The 17,431-nt window shown below is 60.8% G+C and carries 15 protein-coding genes, 1 tRNA gene and 1 riboswitch; of the genes, 4 read left to right on the top strand and 12 right to left on the bottom strand.

The features are described 5' to 3' along the window. Nucleotides 1–71: 71 nt before the first annotated feature. The 7 genes from ACTJLB_RS15660 to ACTJLB_RS15630 all read right to left on the bottom strand — a co-directional run bounded on the left by ACTJLB_RS15660 (nt 72) and on the right by ACTJLB_RS15630 (nt 5,220). Entirely contained in the window at nt 72–713 is a 642-nt protein-coding gene (locus ACTJLB_RS15660; RefSeq protein ID WP_087753093.1) for an urea amidolyase associated protein UAAP2, read from the bottom strand. Between the two features lie 14 nt (nt 714–727). Next, entirely contained in the window at nt 728–1,432 is a 705-nt protein-coding gene (locus ACTJLB_RS15655) for an urea amidolyase associated protein UAAP1 (protein ID WP_088175603.1), read from the bottom strand. Nucleotides 1,433–1,444: 12 nt separating this feature from the next. After that, a complete protein-coding gene (locus tag ACTJLB_RS15650; RefSeq protein WP_440783786.1) occupies nt 1,445–2,236 on the bottom strand; it encodes an ABC transporter ATP-binding protein in 792 nt (263 codons plus the stop codon). Further along, on the bottom strand, nt 2,233–3,048 hold the full coding sequence (locus ACTJLB_RS15645; RefSeq protein WP_020068889.1) for an ABC transporter permease: 816 nt from the start codon (nt 3,046–3,048) through the stop codon (nt 2,233–2,235). The genes ACTJLB_RS15650 and ACTJLB_RS15645 overlap by 4 nt, the downstream gene beginning before the upstream one ends. Nucleotides 3,049–3,081: 33 nt before the next feature. Next, nucleotides 3,082–4,152 (bottom strand): putative urea ABC transporter substrate-binding protein, encoded by a 1,071-nt coding sequence (locus ACTJLB_RS15640; protein WP_392394771.1) that lies wholly within the window; start codon nt 4,150–4,152, stop codon nt 3,082–3,084. Between the two features lie 58 nt (nt 4,153–4,210). Beyond that, a riboswitch (guanidine-I (ykkC/yxkD leader) is annotated at nt 4,211–4,310 on the bottom strand. Nucleotides 4,311–4,511: 201 nt separating this feature from the next. Next, nucleotides 4,512–4,587: transfer RNA gene (locus tag ACTJLB_RS15635), tRNA-Lys, on the bottom strand. A 63-nt stretch (nt 4,588–4,650) separates the two neighbouring features. After that, entirely contained in the window at nt 4,651–5,220 is a 570-nt protein-coding gene (locus tag ACTJLB_RS15630; protein ID WP_020068887.1) for an Hsp20/alpha crystallin family protein, read from the bottom strand. Nucleotides 5,221–5,670: 450 nt separating this feature from the next. On the opposite strand from ACTJLB_RS15630, the gene ACTJLB_RS15625 reads away from it, so the two are divergent. Further along, nucleotides 5,671–5,931 (top strand): hypothetical protein, encoded by a 261-nt coding sequence (locus tag ACTJLB_RS15625; RefSeq protein ID WP_087753088.1) that lies wholly within the window; start codon nt 5,671–5,673, stop codon nt 5,929–5,931. 6 nt (nt 5,932–5,937) lie between these two features. Here the strand turns inward: ACTJLB_RS15625 and ACTJLB_RS15620 are convergent, their stop codons facing one another. Then, a complete protein-coding gene (locus ACTJLB_RS15620; protein ID WP_440783785.1) occupies nt 5,938–8,073 on the bottom strand; it encodes a hypothetical protein in 2,136 nt (711 codons plus the stop codon). 300 nt (nt 8,074–8,373) lie between these two features. Between ACTJLB_RS15620 and ACTJLB_RS15615 the strand changes: the two genes are divergently transcribed. Further along, nucleotides 8,374–9,663, top strand: a complete 1,290-nt coding sequence (locus ACTJLB_RS15615; RefSeq protein ID WP_131317895.1) for an MFS transporter — start codon at nt 8,374–8,376, stop codon at nt 9,661–9,663. A gap of 34 nt (nt 9,664–9,697) precedes the next feature. Here ACTJLB_RS15615 and ACTJLB_RS15610 read toward each other — a convergent pair whose 3' ends face one another. Continuing rightward, nucleotides 9,698–10,690, bottom strand: coding sequence for a LacI family DNA-binding transcriptional regulator (locus ACTJLB_RS15610; protein ID WP_020068883.1), 993 nt, complete (start codon nt 10,688–10,690; stop codon nt 9,698–9,700). Nucleotides 10,691–10,856: 166 nt separating this feature from the next. Between ACTJLB_RS15610 and ACTJLB_RS15605 the strand changes: the two genes are divergently transcribed. After that, the gene (locus tag ACTJLB_RS15605; RefSeq protein ID WP_440783784.1) at nt 10,857–11,708 is read left to right on the top strand and encodes an NAD-dependent epimerase/dehydratase family protein; all 852 of its coding nucleotides are present in this window, start codon (nt 10,857–10,859) and stop codon (nt 11,706–11,708) included. 65 nt (nt 11,709–11,773) lie between these two features. On the opposite strand, the gene ACTJLB_RS15600 is transcribed toward ACTJLB_RS15605, so the two are convergent. Then, a complete protein-coding gene (locus ACTJLB_RS15600) occupies nt 11,774–12,967 on the bottom strand; it encodes a GGDEF domain-containing protein (protein WP_440783783.1) in 1,194 nt (397 codons plus the stop codon). Between the two features lie 150 nt (nt 12,968–13,117). Continuing rightward, entirely contained in the window at nt 13,118–14,155 is a 1,038-nt protein-coding gene (locus ACTJLB_RS15595) for a transporter (RefSeq protein ID WP_288826706.1), read from the bottom strand. A 362-nt stretch (nt 14,156–14,517) separates the two neighbouring features. Here ACTJLB_RS15595 and ACTJLB_RS15590 point away from each other — a divergent pair, with 362 nt between their 5' ends. Continuing rightward, the gene (locus ACTJLB_RS15590) at nt 14,518–16,272 is read left to right on the top strand and encodes a methyl-accepting chemotaxis protein (protein WP_440783782.1); all 1,755 of its coding nucleotides are present in this window, start codon (nt 14,518–14,520) and stop codon (nt 16,270–16,272) included. 110 nt (nt 16,273–16,382) lie between these two features. Here the strand turns inward: ACTJLB_RS15590 and ACTJLB_RS15585 are convergent, their stop codons facing one another. Further along, nucleotides 16,383–17,345 carry a substrate-binding domain-containing protein gene (locus tag ACTJLB_RS15585; protein WP_440783781.1) on the bottom strand — a complete coding sequence of 321 codons (963 nt, stop codon included), beginning with the start codon at nt 17,343–17,345 and terminating at the stop codon, nt 16,383–16,385. Nucleotides 17,346–17,431: the final 86 nt, after the last annotated feature.

The following is a 17,431-nucleotide window of genomic DNA, read 5'->3' as shown; positions in this document are numbered from 1 at the left end:
TTCGCGAGTGCAAGTCATGCAGCGTCCGGAGCGAACCAGCAAGAGGAAGTAGATCAAACTGCGAACGCGCTTCAGTCCCATATCAGCAACTCCGCAGGCGTAGGGTTGTAGGCATTGCACGGGTTGTTCAACTGCGGGCAGTTCGAAATCAGCACGATGACGTCCATCTCCGCGCGCAACTCGACATACTTGCCCGGCGCGGAAATGCCGTCTTCAAACGTAAGACCGCCTTCGGCAGTGACAGGCACGTTCATGAAGAAGTTGACGTTCGCACTGACGTCCTGTTTGGACAGGCGTCCGTCATGCGCACAGGCACGCAGGAAGTTGTCGCGGCAGCTGTGCATGTAACGCTTCTCCAGCGCATAACGAACCGTGTTGCTCTCCTGCGCGCAGGCACCGCCGAGCGTATCGTGGCGGCCGCAGGTATCGGCAACGATGGTCAACATCGCGTTGCCGCGATTCGAGTACAGAACCGAACCGGCCGTCAGATACAGGCTTTTCTGACGCCGCAGCGTGCGTTGCGGGTCGAATCGCTCGCGAGGGTCGGCAAGGCTATAGAAAAGCGTGTCGACCGCCTGATTGCCTTCGAGATCGACGATGCGCAATGTGCTCCCTGCCTTCACCTCGTGAAGCCACGGTTCGCCCGCTGCAACCGTCTGACGGAAAGCCGCAGTTTCCGGACGTTTGTCACTGACAACAAGTGTGCTGGTCATGAGTCGCCCTCCGCTCAGAGAAAGAATCGTTCGGTGTTGATAAAGCCGCGCACGTTCTCATCGCATGCGGTGCGACATACTTCGGCCACGCCCGGGTCCGCCTCGCTCAATTCGAGCTTCACAGGCTTCGGCGAATATTCGGGGTTTGGGTCGAGCGGATGCTGGATCGCAGTGAGCACGACGAGCGTGTTCATCGGCGCATACAGGTCGACGTAATCGCCGGCCTTCGAGTTGCCCTTCACGAAGCTGAGTGTTCCGTCTTCGCTAACGTCCACACGACTGAAGAGGTTCAGCGTCATCAGCAAGTCGGAGATGGTGAGCCCCCACTTGCTCATCTCGACGAGCAGGTTGTCCGTGCCGTTGCGATAGAAAGCGTTGCGCAATTCTTGGTAGCGCCCGCTGCCGTATCGCTCGAAGACTTCGTCGGCATTCGACACCCCGCCGATGCTGTCATGCCAGCCGCACGTGTCTGCCACGATCGCGGCGAGTACGCGGCCCATGTCCGAATACAGGCAGTGGCCGGCGGTCAGCTTCGCGGTGTGCTGGCACTTCAGCGAATCGGGCAGGTTGAGCCGCTCGCTCTTCTCGGTTGCATTGACCATCATGACGCTCACATTTGCGCCACCATGCAGGTCGGTCACGCGAAGCGACTGTCCGCGTTTGACGATGAGCGACGTATGACCGCCGCCGGGCACGGTTTCTTCAAGTAACAGATTCATATCCGGTTCCCTTCAGTCCGAGATTGCTTCGAGACTCGACGCGCCTTGCACCGCCGCCTGGGCCAGGTGAACAGCCGACACGGATTCGCGGCTACGGTCGAGCGGAATGTTGTAGGTAATGCGTGCCCCGTAAGCTCCGGGCGCTTGAGGGTCCACCCGAACCTTGTCGAAGACAAGTACGCGGCTGCCCAAGGTGAAACCTTCTTTCAGGTCATGCGTGACCATAAAGATGGTGAGCTTCGATTCGCGCCACAGGTCAGACAGCAACTCGTGCATGTCACGGCGAATGCCGGGATCGAGCGCGCCAAACGGCTCGTCGAGCAGCAGCACGCGGGGCTTCATCATCAGCGCCTGAGCGATTGCAAGGCGTTGCTGCATACCGCCGGAGAGCTGCTGCGGATACTTGTCAGCGGCGGCGCCAAGGCCCACGCGTTCGAGCATCGCGACAGCTTCGTCGCGGGCGCGACGCCGTTGAGCGCCGAAGAGCCGCCCCGTGAACTTCGCTTGTGAAAGCTCCAGTCCAAGCGTCACATTGCGCAGCACAGTGAGATGGTCGAACACCGAGTAGCGTTGAAATACCACGCCACGATGTGCATCCGGCTCGCCCGGCAAGGGTTGTCCATCGAGCAGAATCTGGCCGCGTGTCGCTTGCTCCTGTCCCAACAGAAGTCGAAGAAACGTTGATTTGCCGCATCCCGAGGCGCCGACCATCGAACAGAACTCACCCTCTTTGACGATCAGATTCAGGCGCTCAAGTACAACCTGATCGCCATACTCTTTCCAGACGTTGCGAACTTCGATCATCGCGCGCCCCCGCCATACCAGGGGAAGCACCACTGCGTGATACGGCGAAGCAGTTCGTCGGTAAGCCAGGCAAGCAGCGTAATCCACGCGACGTACGGCAGAATCAGGTCCATCGACAGATATCGCCGCACGAGGAAAATGCGGTAACCCAAACCATCGGTCGACGCAATCGCCTCAGCCGCGATGAGAAAGAGCCATGCGGCTCCGAGCGAAAGACGCATCGCCGCAAGCAGCCGCGGCAGAAGTTGCGGCAGTACGAGCCGCAAGATCAACGTCCAGCTCGTGGCGCCAAGCGTCTGAGCCTTGACCCACAACTCCGCTGGAATCTCTCTCGCACGCGCATGCAAGTCCCGAATGATCATTGGCGTGATGCCGACGACGATGAGAACCACCTTCGACAATTCGTCGAGTCCAAACACAATGAAAAGAATCGGCAGCACCGCGAGCGGCGGCACCATCGAGATCACCGTGACGAAAGGCGAGAGCGTTGCACTCACCACCGGAAACGAGCCCGTTGCCACGGCTACCACAAGAGCAATCAACGCACTGACGAGAAGGCCGATTCCGAGTCGTCTCAGGCTCGACAGCGTGTCGGCCCACAACAGGTACTCACCGGTGCGCTTGTCCTCGGTGAATGCGACTGCTTTCACCGCATCGCTCATTTGCGCCACGCCCGGCAGCAGCTTGTCATCGGGATTGAGCTTGAGCCGCTCGGCGGACCCCATGAAGTACACAACCAGTAGCACGACGAACGGCAGCAGAAGTAGCATCAGGCCGCCGATCCGGCTCGGATGTCGATTGATCAATCTCATGGTGACCGCCTCTTTAAGCCGGGAATATCCGTGTCAGAGCTTGCCCGCGGCAGCCATCTCGACGTAGGTCGGGTCAAAACGAAGCTTGACGTTGTTCTTGTTGCCCACCACGACGTTTTTATCGAACGCCATGCCCACGGCGTCCGCACTGCGGGCGTCCTGCCCCAGCAGACCATGGTCGAAGGAGAACTTTGCGACGCGCGTCATGATCTTCGGCATGTCAGGGCTGGTGACGAAATCCAGTGCGGCCTTCGGCGTATAGAAAAGTGCCGTTGTGGAAAGCTGGCCTCTGAAGTTTGCGAGGTCGGTACCGGAGGCCTTTGCCATTGCAGTCAAAGCCGAGGTGCTTTCTGCCGAGTTGGTGTGCATCAACGCGACCATTTCGAACCAGGCCCCGGTCAGTGCTTTTCCGAGTGCGGGATTCGCCTGCAGCGTCTTCGTGTTGACGACCATCATGTCCATGATTTCGCCAGGAATCTTGCTGGAATCGAAGACTTCGGTCACGTTGGGTTGTGCTCGCAGGTCGGCGAGCATCGGGTTCCACGTCACCGCGTTGTGGACGGCAGGCGTCGCGAAAGCGCCTGAAATATCGGCGTCGGACGTGTTCACTACCTTGAGGTCGCGCTCGCTCATATGCGCGCTTTCCAATGCGCGGGCGAGCAGGTAATGCGACACGGAGAACTGCACGAGATTGATCTGCTGTCCCTTCAGATCGGCAATCTGTTTGCCTTTGCCCTTCATGAGCACGCCGTCGTTGCCGTTGGAGTAGTCACTGACGATCAACGCTGTCGAATCGACACCGCCCGACGCGGGAATAGTGAGCGCGTCCATATTGGTCATTGCACAGCCGTCGAACTTGCCGGCGGTGTACTGATTAATAGACTCGACGTAGTCGTTCAACTGCACGACATCGATGTTGATGCCGTATTTCTTGGCCCACTTGGAGACAATGCCTTGAGTCTTCGCCTCACCCCACGGCATCCAGCCCGCGTAGATGGTCCAGCAAACCTTGAAGTCGTTGCGGCCCGCGGCGAACGCGGCACTGGAGGCGAATGTGGCGAGGGAGATGGCGGCAATGCCAAGACAGCGAGCGAGCTTGCGCATGAGGTTGACCTCGGAGGGGACGGTTAGCGACGGCAGGGAGCAGCGCAAACATCGCGTTCTCTCCCGGGCTTTTATCCCGCCGTGTAACCTCGCCTGAGGTCGACAGCTCTCGGACCAGCGCCTGCGCGAAGCAGGCCGGAACCCTAGCCGTCCATTTCCAAATTGTTTGACGAACCGGATGATGCGCCGGCTCCTTGCCCACTCTCTTAAGCGGGAAGCGTGCCAACGAAGAAGTTGCTATTTTTCCGCGCGTCAGGCGTTGTTTGTGCCCTCGTGCGGTGACGACCTGCACTGCGATGCGCCAACGCGCACTCTTTTCGGGCGTGGCGGCCGGTCCCGGTCCGGTAACCGGAACTGAATGGTAGGCCGTGGCGGATTCGAACCGCCGACCAACGGATTAAAAGTCCGCTGCTCTACCAGCTGAGCTAACGGCCCGGTCCCCTCGCGCCTGTCCGCCGCCAGGCGCTTATGACGCTCTGCGATGCAATTCCTATCGGGCTAGCCAATTTCTATGTTGCGGCTCGCGGCCCGCGTCGGCTCCTGCTTCGGTACGGTTAGAGTCAGCACGCCTTTGTCGAACCTGGCCAGCGTGCGCTCAGGATCGGCGTTCTCCGGCATGGGGATGGTGCGCACGAACCTTCCGTATGCACGTTCGAGCCGATAGCAGCCGTCTTCCTCGCTATGCACGTCCTGCTTCTTCTCGCCGCGCAATACGAGTGCGCCGTCCTCGGCGCTCACCGTCAGGTCGTCACGCTCCATGCCGGGCAGTTCGACCGTCACGCGCAATATCTTGCCTTCGTCGACCACGTCGATACGCGGCTGGAAGCGCGACGAACTGAAGTCGCCAAACCATCGCTCGAGCGCGCCGCGGCCTGCGAACGGGTCGTGGAAGAACTCCTCGACGGCACGCCAGGAATCGCGAGGAAAGAGCCGCGAAATGTCAGGCCACGCCGCCCGCCATTGGTCGCTCGACGGCGGCGCCGAAGTATTTGCCGAGGCGTTCTCCGCCTCGGGCTTGCGGCCCGTGCCGCGCAGAAACTTGAACGGGTTCCATTTTTTATCGCTCATGATGTTGCTCCCTCGCCCTGTCGGGCGAACCGGACCACGCGCTCCAGCTCGCCGATCAGGGAAATCTATCCACTGACAAACAAATCGAAACACGCAGCGCGTGCAACGCGACTGCTGAGCGAAAATAAAATAGGCCGACGGCCGAGTTTTTTCAAGTACGCGTTTCGCAAACGATACCGCGCGCCGGCCACCTCGCCAGCCGAAAAATCTTGTTACAAACTCCCTCGTAAATACCCTCTTGAAGTCGCTCCGAGAAACCTTATTTCGCTTTCCGCGAGCATGCTGGCGACAAGTGCGGTCTCCGCGCCGGAACTCGATTGCTGAAACGTTTGGCTGGCATTGCCGTGTATATATCCGGCACGGCTCCGGCACGGCTCCGCTGCCGGTTCGCGACTGACGGAGCCGCTTTTTGCAAGAGCCGCAGCCACCTCGAGTGAGGTTCGAATACCTATGGAACTGACGCTCACCATCGACTCGCGTCCGCTGACGCTGGAACTCGACGACGTCGTCGCCGGGCTCCTCGCGGTACGCCTGAACCTGCCCTCCGACACCGACACGCGCGCCGCGCTGTGCCGCTATCTGAGCGACGCAGGCGGCCCGTGGCTGCTCGATGAGAACCATATGCGCAAGCGCATCCTGCGGCGCCTGATACTCGATATAGCCGACCCTGCGCTGGTGATCCGCTATCTGATGATCGAGCAGCCCCATTGACGGACGCTAGCTGGAGTACTTCAAGCTCCAGGTGAACGTACGGTTGCCGCCCGCATTCAGCGCGAAAGGCTGCGTAGTACACGCAAACTTCGAATGCAACTGGCCGATTGGCGTTGTCGACAATGGGTTTGTCACGCCGCCCGCCGTGTCGAAGTTCGACAGAGCGCAACCGTCGAAGCCGGTCGTGCCGTAAGCGGTCGCGCTACTGTTGGCGTAGTTGACCGAGAAGCCATCGCCGTTGGCTGTCGTCTTCTGGAAATCGGCGAACGAAGTGAAATCCGTTTCGACGGCCAGATTGCCGGTCAGCGTTGCCGAGCTTAGCGTATCGGTTCGCGTCAGCGTGCCGCGACCGAACGTGAGAACGGTGTGTGCCTGCAAATCGAGGTCGGTGGAAAACGCTGCGTTCTTTGTGGCTTGTCTGAACTTTGCGGTATCGAACGATACGATCACCTGGCCATTGCTTTGCGTGACGCTTAGATTTTTATAGTACGTGACCGGTATGTACGTCTTGCCGTTGTACGACACTTGCGGAATGAGCAGCGCATAGCCGAGGTCCGTCGTGCCGTAAATGAGCTTGTCGGAGAAAGGAACAGGGTAATACGGCGTGTACGAGTTGTAGTCTGGCGCCTGGCTCAGGTTCAGATTGATGACCCGATTGCCGTCCCGCACCGTGACAAGCGCCGCGCTGTACGGGTGCGCGGTATCGGTAGGCTGGTTGTACCAGGTGAGCGTATAGCGCGGCCTCGCATCGAGCCAGGCCTGGAAGTCGGAATCCGGCATAGGCGCCGTGCCGCCGAAGCCGAGCTTGCTCCACCACGCATCCACATACATGTACTGATGCAGCAGGCTGAAGTTCTCACCCATTACACGCGGCTTGCCGCGGTATGTGTCGGTGCCACGGCCTTTCACCCACATATTCACCGAAGGAGTCGGCAACGTCGGGTCATACCAGAACGTCTCGTAGCGATGAGCCGCCTTATAGATGAACGTATAGGCAATCTGCATTTCCTGCGGCGTCAACACGCCCGCATTGGCCGCGGCCGTGAGCACTTCCATGAATGCCGAGTCGCCATAAGGACCGATTGAACGCCCGTAGTTGAAGCCCTCGCCGTCGGCATTCAGTTGCGGGAGAATGAGATCCACCGATTTTCTCAAATAGCCCTTCAATTCCGGCGTGAGATTGGCCTCATTACCCATTTCCAGTGTGCGCTCCACCACTTCGCCGATGAGCAACGTGCTGTATCTGTCGAAACGCGCCTTGTCGTAATAGGTCGTGTGGGTGTTCGACGCTTCGTCGGAAAAGCCGCCGGACGAATCGTTGCGAATGTGGTTGGCGAGCGTGTACAACAAGGCGTCGCGTGCGCTCATCGTCGCGACGGCCGGGTCGGTGGCAGACGAGAAAGTCGGATTACTCCATCCGAGCTTTTGCCGCAGTCCTGCAATACCGTACGACACGGCGTAATAGTTCTGCGCGGTGTTGAGCGATGCAACGTCGATCGGCACGCCGGCAGCAGGGCATGTGTTGGTCTTGCCGCTGGAGTCTGCGCCGAACATGTCGCAAAACGTGAGGCGGTTTTGCAGCGTAGCCAGCATGGCGTCGCTGAACACTTCATTCAACATGCCGCGCGCCTTGAAATTGTTCAGGGCAACCAGGTAATAGTATTCGCCCCACGACGTGTTCGCATACAGGTAATCCGCGCCGCTCGTTTGGCTCATCATCGCAGTGGTGACCTTCTGGTACGTCGCCAGGTAGTCCGCATACTTCGGGTCGCCCTTGGCCTTCATATCGATCAGGATGTACGAAAGGCCGAGCGCCAGCTTGCCGGGCAGAAACTTGTCGCCGGTGTTGGTGTCGAGCACGTGTACCGGACTGCCGTCCCCGAGATCCATCACGACTTGCGTAAAGTCCGGCGCCTTTCTGATCAGGTCGAACAGCGCTCGCATCTGCCCCATCATCGTAATGGGTACATCGGTCCCGGCCGGGACGCTGGTATCGCTCGCGCCGTAGACGATTGAATGAAGAGAAGGCGTGGGCGTCGCGGCAGGCGGTTGGATCGTATCGCTGCCGCCTCCGCACGCCGTCATGAGAAGGGTCAGCGCACTCGCGGCACAGACGCCACGCGGATCTAGTGGGGAACGCATGTTTGTCTCCTGACTGGAATTGATTGGAGCGCAACTGGCCTCCGAACAACTTAAGAAAACGATTAACTTTTCGTCAGAACTGAATGCTCGCACCACTGCGCCACTGCGCACAATCCTAGGTAAACTCAGTACTGGAAAATCGCGCGCAAAGCTTCTATGCTTAGAAAAACGTTTTCCTAATTAGGTCCAAATCGTCGACTCGGCGCTGTTGCACTGCGTCGCACGTGACGGGCTTGGGGCGCTCGTCGCCCGGTATATAAAGCGCAGCGCGACGAGCGAGGCTGCGCGACGGAGACATCCATGCAAACTGCTGTACTCGGTCTAGCCCGTACTGCCAGCCGCTATCGCTGGACGGTGTGCGCACTGCTGTTCTTCGCGACGGTCATCAACTACATGGATCGGCAGATTCTCGGTCTGCTTGCGCCGCTGCTGCAGCACGACATCGGCTGGAGCCAGGTGCAGTACGGCCGCATCGTGATCGCGTTCTCCGCGTTTTATGCAGTGGGATTGCTGTGCTTCGGCAGGATCGTCGACTGGCTCGGCACGCGAATTTCCTACGCGCTTGCCATGCTCATATGGAGTATTGCCGCGATGCTGCACGCCGCAGTAGGCTCGGTAACCGGCTTCGCAATGGTGCGCGCGCTGCTGGGCATAGGCGAAGGCGGCAATTTCCCGGCCGCGATCAAGACCACCGCCGAGTGGTTCCCGCGGCGCGAGCGCGCGCTGGCAACCGGCATCTTCAACTCAGGCGCGAACATCGGCGCAGTGTTCGCGCCCGCGATCATCCCGCCGCTTGCACTGGCGTTCGGCTGGCGCTCGGCGTTCGTGATCATCGGCGCGTTGGGCATTGTGTGGCTCGCCGTATGGTTCGCTTTCTACCGCTCGGCTGAACCGCGTTCACACAACGACGATCTTGAAGAAGCCCGCGACGAAGTCGAAGCGCTCGATGCTGCCAACGCCAACGCCCGCGCGCCCGGTTGGGGCGTGCTGATTCGCAAGCGGCAAACCTGGGCGTTCCTGATCGGCAAATTCTTGACCGATCCGGTGTGGTGGTTTTATCTGTTCTGGCTGCCGAAGTGGCTCAACGAGTCGCGCGGCATGGACATGCAGCACATCGGCCTGCCGCTCGTTTGCATCTATGCGATGACGACCGTGGGCAGCATCGGCGGCGGCTGGCTTTCGTCGGCGTTGCTGCGTGCAGGATGGAGCGTGAACGCCGCGCGCAAAACAGCGATGTTCATCTGCGCGTGTTGCGTGTTGCCGATCGCGTTCGTCTCGCAGGTGGACAACCTGTGGGGCGCGGTTGCGATCGTCGGCCTCGCAGCGGCAGCGCATCAGGGCTGGTCCGCGAATCTCTTCACCACGGCGTCGGACCTTTTTCCGAAGCGCGCGCTTGGCGCGGTCGTCGGCATTGGCGGGATGGCTGGTTCGATTGGCGGCGTGCTGTTCTCGGAAGTGATCGGACAGGTGCTGCAACGCACCGGTCACTACTGGGTGCTGTTCGCAATCGGCGCGCTCGCCTATCTCATCGCGTTTGCCGTGATGCACATGCTGACGCCGCGCATGGCACCGGCGAAGTTCGAAGCGTGAAGCTTGAGAAGCGTGAGTGAAACCGCGACGCATGTCAGCCGCAGGCCGCCGTCGATTCACGGACGATGAGCCTCGGCTCGAACATCGAATGTCCTGTGTCGGGGTGGCCCGCAAGTGCGTCGATCAGTTTTTGCATCGCGAGCTCGCCCATCTTCTCGCTTTGAATATCGACCGTTGTCAGCGCCGGCGCCGCGAATTCGCCGTACGGAACGTTGTCGACGCCGGTTACGGACAACTCCTGCGGCACCTTGATACCCAGCGACGCGGCCTCTTTCATGAAGCCAAGCGCGATCAGGTCGTTATAGCAGATCACCGCATGGGGCCTGCGCGGGCCGAGCATGACGCGCGAACATGCATGTTCGCCGGCATGAGAGGTCGGCGCATGCGCGTCGTAGACATCGAGCGTCAGGCCCGCTTCCTCGAGACACTCGCGCGCGCCGCGAATCCGCTCGTCGTTGATGCGTGCCTGTCCAAAGCCGAGGTAAGCAATTTGACGATGCCCGAGATTTAGCAGATGCCGCGCGAGCATGTAGGTGGCAAGCCGGTTGTCGATGCCCACACTCGGAATCGGCAACGTATCGCTGTGCCGCAGCAGCACGAGTGGCTTGCCGAGATCGAGCAACCATTGCGACTCGCTGTCGGACATGCGCGAACTGAGGATCAGCCCGTCCACGCGCTGCGCAAGCGCTTCGATCAACGGCCGTTCGCGCGCCTGGTTTTCGTCGGTATCGACGAGCAGCAGCGTGTAATCGTGGCGCAGCGCAATGCGGTTCGCGCCCTTCACGACGTTGGTGAAGTGCGGATTACTGATGTCGAGAATCGTCAGCCCGATTGCGCGCGTGCGGCCGGTGATCATGGATCGCGCGAGCGGATTCGAACGGTAGCCGAGTTCTTCGATCGCGGCCTTCAGTCGAGCCTCGACCGGCGCGGAAAAGCGTTGCGCGCCGTTCATGTACTTCGACACGGTTGCGACCGAGACACCCGCAGCGGCAGCGACATCGCGAATGGTCGGAGAAAGTTTTTTCATCCCGAAGGTAACGTTTTCTCTTTGTTAACCGATTGTCGCAGAAAAGACCTGATATGCGGGCCTTTCCGACATGCTGAGACGTCCACTAACGCCCGGCTTCGCGTCGCTTCGCCCGCTGTCAAAAACGTTTACCTAACTAGCTACGCTACTTGCAGGAGTTTCGCCGATGAGCCAAACGATGACCCAAAACGACGCCGCACCACGCAAGCCGTTCCGGCGCCTGCTTCTGACGGGCGCCGCGGGCAACCTCGGCCGCCAGTTGCGCGGCGCGCTCGCCGAATGGGCCGATGTGGTTCGTGTGACCGACATTGCGAGCCTGGGCGAGCCAGCGCCCCATGAGGAAGCGAGCGTGGTGGATCTGGCGAACCGGGAGGCCGTCATGCAACTGGTGGAAGGCGTGGACGCAATCGTGCATCTGGGCGGCATTTCAATCGACGCCCCTTTCGACGACCTTCTCGGCGCGAACATTGCCGGCACGTACAACCTCTATGAGGCGGCACGCAAGCACGGCGTAAAGCGCATTGCGTTCGCCAGTTCGAACCACGTGATCGGTTTTCATCCGGTAACCGAAGTACTCGACGCCGACGCGCCGCAGCGACCCGACACCCTTTACGGCGTGACCAAATGCTTCGGTGAAGCGCTTTCGCGCTACTACTACGATCGCTTCGGCATAGAGACGGTGTGCATGCGCATCGGTTCGTCGTTTGAAGAGCCAAAGAACCCGCGGATGCTCGTCACGTACCTGAGCTATCGCGACTTCATCGAACTCGTGCGCTGCTCGCTGTTCACGAACCGCGTGGGGCATGTGGTGGTGTACGGCGCGTCGGACAATCCGGTCAAGTGGTGGGACAACACCAAGGCGAGTTTCCTCGGCTTCAATCCGCGCGACAGTTCCGCGCCGTTTGCAGAGCGCTTTCCCGCAACGGCGCCTGACGCCTCACGCGACGACCCGGCGCAGCGCTTTCAAGGTGGACCGTTCGTGTTGGGCGAGCCGCTAGAGCGTGAAAACTCGCGATAGCGCATCAACGCAGCGCGGCGCGGCGCATGGCCCCAACGCCGCGTGCGGACATTCAACGCACGGCGCTAATACGCCGAGCGCGCCATGTCGTTCGCAGGGTGGCTCGCGCGTTCCGTCTGCGCGAGTTCGATCCGGCATTTGCCGGCTCGTTTCGCGCGATACAGCATGGCGTCCGCGCCGGCCAGCGCGTCGCTCAGACTCTCCGCCTGTGCACATTCGTTGATGCCGGCGCTGAACGCATACGTCAGCTTGCCTTTTGCAGCCGGCTGCGGGCAACTCACCGCGGCGAGCATGCTGCTGACCAGGCGAGCCGCTTCCGCCATCGACGTCTGCGGGAAAAGTATCGCGAACTCCTCGCCGCCCAGGCGACCGAACACGTCACCGGCACGCATGTGCCGATGCACTTCAGCGCCAAAATCCGCGAGAACGCGGTCGCCTGTGGCATGACCGTGTCGATCGTTAATGGTTTTGAAATCGTCGATGTCGATAATCGCGACGCACAATTCGGTGTGCGCCGCGCGCGCCACCTGCGAGAGCGTTGTGCCGCGAATCATGAATGCGCGACGTACCAGGGCGCCGGTCAACTCGTCGAAAGTGGCCAGCTTCTCGACCTGTTGCATCAGCCGGTCGTTGGCCACCATCACGAGGCCGATCGACAGGAGCGGCAACGAAAGAATGCTGATGCCCAGAAAGGCGAAATCGGGAGCGACGTGCGTCGGCCAGCTTATTGCGGGATCGGCGAAGAAAGCGTTCAGAGCGCCGCGCGCGAAGTACACGATTCCACCGACGAGCGCCGCACAAAGCACGAGCCAGTGGCCGTATTGTGGACGCTCACGCACACGCGAACTCCAGAGCGTCCACCCCACGGCGATGCGCGCATACGCAAGCGCGAAAGACATGACCGCGGCTCTCGCGCTGACGTTCGGCGACTCCCAGGTCCAGTACATGACGGCACCCACGCACACGCCTAACGCGAGATGCTCGCCTGTCAGGCACGGCGGCTTGCCGACGAACGCGCGGCAACCTTGCAGCATGAGCAGCGCGCCGCCAAGCACGAGCATGCACGATGCAAGCATGACGGCCGCCGAAGGCCGGACGTGCACGAGAAACAGCACGCCGGATGCGACGGCGAACAGGCAGTGAGCAGCAAGCCAGCGGCGTAATCCGGCGACCTTACATCGCGCAAGGTAACCCAGCACGGCCGCGCTCGAAAGGCATGAGACGAACACGGTAGCGAGCAGCGCAACGGAACTGGACATGGTCTTTTGGCATTATTGTTGGCCGCACATGCGGCATGCAGCCGGTCATTTTTCACTAACGTCCGTTGGCACAGCCCCCGCACGGACAGATTCGTTCCGATGCCGCTCTGCCGTCACGCGGCGCATCGGCAATAGTATGCGCAAGCCTCGCTATCGGTCCTTTCTTCGTCGAAACGCCCACCAGGCCGTCAGTCCCGTGAAGCAGGCCACGAGCACCACCATCACCCAGAAGCCGTGGTGATTCTCGGCAAACGGAATGCCGCCCACGTTCATACCGAAGAACCCCGCGACGATGTTGATCGGCATGGCGAGAACCGTGACCAAGGTGAGTGTGAACAGGGTGCGGTTGTTCTGTTCTTCCAGCCGCGAAATGATCTCTTCCTGCAGCAGTCTCACGCGTTCGATCAGACCTGCCATGTCGGAGAGCACGACTGAAAACTCCTCTGTCGACTCGCGCAAATCCTGCACGTCTTCAGCGTGAAGCCAGCGAGGCGGTCTTGCGAGCAGACGAAAAATCGCGCCCGGCTCCGGCGCGAGCATCCGCTGCAAACGGGTCAGCATGCGTCGCATCGCGCCGAGATCCAGCCGGTTTTGCGTGGGCCGCTGGGAGAGGAAGCGGTCTTCAATACGATCGATGTCCGCGCTCGTGCGGCGGACGATCTGCACGAGCAGATCGGCCTGGTCGCGCATCAGATGGACGAGCAGTTCCACCGGCGAGCGAAAAACTTCTCCTTCCTTCACCGACGCGCGCAGCCGGTCCACGGAACGCAGCGGCTTTAGACGCGCCGTCACGATGATTCGCTGGTGCGCGTAAATCCATAACGTGGCGATCTCCGACGGAATGAACTCGAGATTGAACATGACGTCGTTGACCACCGCGCGCAGCGCGCCGTCTGCCTGCTCGATACGCGTCGAGTGCGAACCTTCCCGCAACGCGTCGAAAAACGTCTCGGGCAAATCGAGCTGCGCGCGCATCCAGCGTTCACTCGCGCTGTGCGCGAGGTTGAAATGCAGCCATATGAATTCGTCGGAATGCGACGCAGCATCCGCGCTTTGCTGCGCATGTAGCCATTCGAGCGCGTCATCGGCGGAAATGGGCCGGCCGGGTTGCGTCGGCGAAAAGACAAAGCCGCACACGATGCCGGACGAGTCCGAGCCGTAAGTTTGCAGCAGAAGTTCAGATTTCATAAGTCGTCCATTGCCTGCTTCCGCTTCAGGTTTCTAACAACCCGCAATTTACCAGCAGAACATGAAGCCGCGATGGCCGCCATCAGCATGTCACGCGGGCGTCATATTGCCTCGGAACTGGCGCGAGCCGTCGCGATTTCTGATTGAGCAATTGCTTCATAGTGAATATCAATGATGCGCAAACCTTTGCGCGTGAATTGCGCAGAGTAGTCGCCCTATTGCCATCGCACTGCTGGCCGTTATTGCGTTTAGCACCGACGCCAACTGATTGAGATCGCGTGCTGCTGCCCCTCGCGTTAAAGGGAATCGAAAGGCTTTACTTAGTTTTCGGCCAGAAAAGTGTCGACTGGAGTCCAGGAATCATGAATTTTCGTAACCTCTCGGAGAAGGCAAAGCTGGCAGCGGCGTTCGGTTCACTTGCCGTCGTCGTGTTGATCGTCTCGGCCATTTCTCTGAAAGCGCTGAACAATGCGAACGAGCGCTTCACCGGCTATATAAGTGGCGTCAATGCACGCGCGCAGATGGCCGAGTCGGTGCGAAGCGCCGTCGACGACCGTGCGATGGCAGTGCGCAACCTGGTGCTGGTCTCTTCATCCGCCGACCTCGAAGTTGAAAAGGCCGCCGTGCTCGATGCCGAGAAACGAGTGGAGAGCAACCTCGAGAAATTCAATGCAATGGTGGCGAGCGCACCGGACATGACCGACAAGGCCCGTGCTCTGGCTGGCGAAATATCGCGGATCGAACAGCTTTATCGGCCGGTTGCACTGGAGATCGACAGGCTCGCCGTGGACGGACAACGCGACGCCGCAATCGCCGAGATCGCGGTCAAGTGCAGGCCGTTGCTCGCCGCGTTGATCAAGGCTTCGAATGCATACGCCGACGCCACGCATGAACACGCGATGCAGTTGGCGCAGGAATCGGCGGAGCAATTCGTACATCAGCGCAACCTGCTGATCGTCTTCTGCTTCGGCGCGATTGCGCTCGCTGTCGGAGGCGGGGTCATCATCACGCGCGGCTTGCTGCGTGCGCTTGGTGCCGAGCCCGTCGCGCTTGCGGAAGTCACGCGGCGTGTCGCAGAAGGCGACTTGCGCTCGGTTCCCGGAGCCAGCACTGCACCGGCGGGCAGCGTACTTGCATCGATGGGCGAGATGCAGTCGAGCCTCGTTCGTCTGATCGGCAATGTTCGCAATGCGGCCGACAGCATCGCAACGGGCTCGAGTCAGATCGCGTCGGGCAACGTGGATCTGTCGTCGCGCACGGAGCAGCAGGCGTCGTCTCTTCAGGAGACCGCATCGAGCATGGAAGAGTTGACCGCCACCGTCAAACAGAACGCCGAGAATGCGCAGCAGGCGAGCACCTTGTCCGCCAATGCATCCGAAGTCGCGTTGAAGGGCAATGGCGTCGTCGGGCAAATGGTGGGGACGATGGGCGAGATCAGCGCCAACTCCACGCGTATCGCAGAGATCACCGGCATGATCGAAGGCATTGCGTTCCAGACGAATATCCTGGCGCTCAATGCCGCCGTCGAAGCGGCGCGTGCGGGCGAACAGGGGCGAGGCTTCGCGGTGGTGGCAAGCGAGGTGCGCAACCTCGCGCAGCGCTCGTCGAGCGCGGCGAAAGAGATCAAAGACCTGATCAGCACGTCCGTGCAGAAGATTCAGGACGGCTCGTCACTCGCCGACAAGGCGGGCATGACAATGGCGGAAGTCACACAGGCCGTCGCGCGCGTGACCGACATCATGGGCGAAATCGCGGCGGCATCGGCGGAACAAAGTCGCGGCATCGAGCAGGTCAATCAGGCGATCACGCAGATGGACGAGGTCACGCAGCAGAATGCCGCGCTCGTGGAAGAAGCGGCGGCCGCGTCGAAATCGCTCGAAGATCAGGGCCGGCAGTTGAATCAGTCGGTGTCGTTCTTCCGTCTTGAAGGCGCCGCGTTGTCGGCATCGCATGCGTCCTACGCTGCGCCTCGCGCGCGAAGCGCCTCTGCGAACAACGGCGTGATCTCGAACAGGCGCGCTGCGGCGGCCACCTTGCGCCCCGCCATGGCTGCTACGGCTAGCAGTGGAGCTGGGGCTGCGGCTGCAACCCGAACGGACGGCTGGGATACTTTCTAGATCTGTTCCCGCGTTGAGCACTTGTGGAGGCGAACGGTAGCAGTCAGCCTGCCGTTCGCTTTGTCAGAGGGTCGCACATTCGCCCTTTCGTTGGCTGGTGGCAAACGGGTTTACCGCGTCGCTGCCGTCACCAGTTGCAGCGGCGTTTCTATGGTCCGCGACAACTCGCGCTGCTTTCTCTGCCCGGTCACGGCTTTCAACGCGACGTCCATGCCGAACACGGCCTGCCGGTCTGCGAATTGATTGACAGTGGCTAGCACGTGGCCGTCGGCGATCAACGGTTTGATCGCTTCAATCGCGTTGTAGCCGGTGATATAAACACCGCCGGTTCGGCCCGCGTCGCGAACAGCGTCCGCCGCGCCCATTGCCATGTTGTCGTTCGCGCAGAGCAAGCCGCGAATCTGCGGATGCTGGCCGAGCATTTTCGACGCGACGTCACGGCCCTTGCCATACTCCCAATCCGCCGCCTGGGTCGCGACCACTTGCATGCCCGCCGTGCTCATGACGTCTCTGTAGCCGGCCGTGCGTTCCTGTGCGTTGCGGTCCGCGGCGATGCCCTCGATGATCCCCACCTGGTCGCCGGCCTGCAGCCGCTCGGCGAGATAGTTCGCCACCAGCGTCGCACCCTTGCGATTGTCCGGTCCGACGAACGGCACGGAGATCTTCGCGGCGTCCTGCGATGCGTCGTCGAGCGGATTGTCGATGCTCACCACGATGATGCCCGCCTTGATTGCGCGCGCCACCACGGCCGTCAGCGGTTTCGAGCCGGACGGCGCAATCACGATCGCGTTCATCTTTGCCTTGATCAGATCGTCGACGATACGGATCTGTCCGGCCGTGTCGGCTTCGGTCGCGGTACCGCGAACCGTTAATGCGAATTGCGACGCGTAATGCTGCTGATAGTTTTTTGCCGCGTTAGCCATCGCGACCGTGAAAGGATCGTTAATCGATTTCAGCACGAGCGCGATTTTCGGCATGCCGCCTTCCACCGTTGCCGCGCCGGCCGCTCGTGTGAGACCGGCCGCAGCCAGAGCACCGGCGATCAGCACGCGGCGGCGCATTTCCTGCGTCATGGTTTCTCTCCTTGCTGGCAGCGCTCGACAACAGCATCGACGCCAACGGATGGATGCGGGTTGACCTGTCCGCAAGCGGCTTGCAA

Source organism: Paraburkholderia sp. 22098 (assembly GCF_052045935.1).
Classification (GTDB): Bacteria; Pseudomonadota; Gammaproteobacteria; order Burkholderiales; family Burkholderiaceae; genus Paraburkholderia; species Paraburkholderia caledonica.
This window is presented reverse-complemented; position numbering and strand designations above follow the sequence as displayed.

Excerpts from the sequence above, each read along its gene's own strand:
- ACTJLB_RS15645 (WP_020068889.1), bottom strand. The coding sequence starts at position 3,048 with ATGAGATTGATCAATCGACATCCGAGCCGGATCGGCGGCCTGATGCTA.
- ACTJLB_RS15655 (WP_088175603.1), bottom strand. The coding sequence starts at position 1,432 with ATGAATCTGTTACTTGAAGAAACCGTGCCCGGCGGCGGTCATACGTCG.
- ACTJLB_RS15590 (WP_440783782.1), top strand. The coding sequence starts at position 14,518 with ATGAATTTTCGTAACCTCTCGGAGAAGGCAAAGCTGGCAGCGGCGTTC.
- ACTJLB_RS15605 (WP_440783784.1), top strand. The coding sequence starts at position 10,857 with ATGAGCCAAACGATGACCCAAAACGACGCCGCACCACGCAAGCCGTTC.
- ACTJLB_RS15595 (WP_288826706.1), bottom strand. The coding sequence starts at position 14,155 with ATGAAATCTGAACTTCTGCTGCAAACTTACGGCTCGGACTCGTCCGGC.
- ACTJLB_RS15625 (WP_087753088.1), top strand. The coding sequence starts at position 5,671 with ATGGAACTGACGCTCACCATCGACTCGCGTCCGCTGACGCTGGAACTC.
- ACTJLB_RS15615 (WP_131317895.1), top strand. The coding sequence starts at position 8,374 with ATGCAAACTGCTGTACTCGGTCTAGCCCGTACTGCCAGCCGCTATCGC.
- ACTJLB_RS15660 (WP_087753093.1), bottom strand. The coding sequence starts at position 713 with ATGACCAGCACACTTGTTGTCAGTGACAAACGTCCGGAAACTGCGGCT.
- ACTJLB_RS15585 (WP_440783781.1), bottom strand. The coding sequence starts at position 17,345 with ATGACGCAGGAAATGCGCCGCCGCGTGCTGATCGCCGGTGCTCTGGCT.
- ACTJLB_RS15650 (WP_440783786.1), bottom strand. The coding sequence starts at position 2,236 with ATGATCGAAGTTCGCAACGTCTGGAAAGAGTATGGCGATCAGGTTGTA.
- ACTJLB_RS15610 (WP_020068883.1), bottom strand. The coding sequence starts at position 10,690 with ATGAAAAAACTTTCTCCGACCATTCGCGATGTCGCTGCCGCTGCGGGT.
- ACTJLB_RS15620 (WP_440783785.1), bottom strand. The coding sequence starts at position 8,073 with ATGCGTTCCCCACTAGATCCGCGTGGCGTCTGTGCCGCGAGTGCGCTG.
- ACTJLB_RS15600 (WP_440783783.1), bottom strand. The coding sequence starts at position 12,967 with ATGTCCAGTTCCGTTGCGCTGCTCGCTACCGTGTTCGTCTCATGCCTT.
- ACTJLB_RS15630 (WP_020068887.1), bottom strand. The coding sequence starts at position 5,220 with ATGAGCGATAAAAAATGGAACCCGTTCAAGTTTCTGCGCGGCACGGGC.
- ACTJLB_RS15640 (WP_392394771.1), bottom strand. The coding sequence starts at position 4,152 with ATGCGCAAGCTCGCTCGCTGTCTTGGCATTGCCGCCATCTCCCTCGCC.